The following is a 1,363-nucleotide window of genomic DNA, read 5'->3' as shown; positions in this document are numbered from 1 at the left end:
CTACCGATAAGTGGGGTTATGTAAACCTCATACATATAGGATATTCATAATTCAAAGAAGATGATTTTTTAATATATTTGTCGAATATTTTATTGTTGTAACATATTAATTAAAGTGAGGTTTATAAATCATGATTCGGTTAATTAAGGAAATAGATGCAGAACCTTTTTTAGAATTATGTAGAAAGATTGATGAAGAAACAGAATTTATGTTATTTGAGGAAGGGGAAAGAGCTACTACACTTGAACAACAACAAAGTATTATCAGAAGAATGTCTCAATCTTCTAATTCAACTATTTTTGTTGCTGAGATTGAAAACAAATTAGTAGGATACTTGATGGCAATTGGTAGTCAGCCTAAAAGAATTAGGCATAGTGTTTATATTGTTGTTGGTGTAACTCATGAAAATAGTGGAAAAGGAATTGGAACTAAGTTATTTAAAGAACTTGAAAATTGGGCGAAGACTATTGGTGTAATCAGATTAGAGTTGACTGTAAGGGTAAATAATACACCAGCTATTTTTTTATATGAAAAATTGGGTTATGAGATTGAGGGAATAAAAAGAGGTTCTTGTATTGTTGATGGAGATTTAGTTGATAGTTATTATATGTCTAAGATTTTAAATGTATAGATTTTACTTCTTATAACAGAACTTATGTAAAAAGCTAGCATGGATCTAGCTTTTTCTTATTTGTTTATGGATGTTCTAACCTCTTTATTTTTCATGTTTTGAATGTATACTTTTATTAATGTTTTTGCTGAAATTAGTGGAAGTATCATAAACACAATAAAATCAAGGAAATGAAAGTAAATTAATATTTAAAAGTTTACATTCAAAGGTATTAAAAAGAGTCCTAAATTAATAGGACTCTTTTTAAATTTAAATAAGGTTACTATTACTTGTTTTTTTTGTGAAAATAAAATAAGTGATCAAGATTATACTAATTATATAATGTAGTGTGACTATCCAAAAATCACGAGTAATAAATGTTACTGTTATAGTTAGAGAAAGATTTGTTAAAGCAAATAACAAATATAAACTTGTTTCTTTTTTATTCCACTTTTTTCTGTTAATAAAGATATAAATAAATCCTATCAGAGGAAGAATAAAGCAAAACAAAAAGATTAATTTATCTTTAAAACTCCAAGATGTTAAAGTTTTGGGTTTCATTCAAGTTTCCTTTCTATTATATTTTTGAATAACTAATACATATTTTACCACAAATGGTTAATTTAATATTGATTTAGGAATTAAAACTGAAAGTAAACTAATATCTAAAAGTTTACTTTCGGTAATAACAAAAAAGTCCCTTAATAAGGCTAAAGGGACTTCGCTCACACAAATGATCTGCACATCAATTCA

1 protein-coding gene is annotated in these 1,363 nt (G+C 26.2%); it reads left to right on the top strand.

What is annotated here, in order from left to right:
• Positions 1-130 precede the first annotated feature (130 nt).
• Positions 131-631: a GNAT family N-acetyltransferase gene (locus tag B5P42_RS29905; protein ID WP_113735933.1), complete on the top strand. Its 501-nt coding sequence runs from the start codon at positions 131-133 to the stop codon at positions 629-631.
• Positions 632-1,363 lie beyond the last annotated feature (732 nt).

The sequence above is a fragment of the Bacillus sp. SRB_331 genome (assembly GCF_003264175.1).
In the GTDB taxonomy this organism is placed as follows: domain Bacteria; phylum Bacillota; class Bacilli; order Bacillales; family Bacillaceae_G; genus Bacillus_A; species Bacillus_A mycoides.
This window is presented reverse-complemented; position numbering and strand designations above follow the sequence as displayed.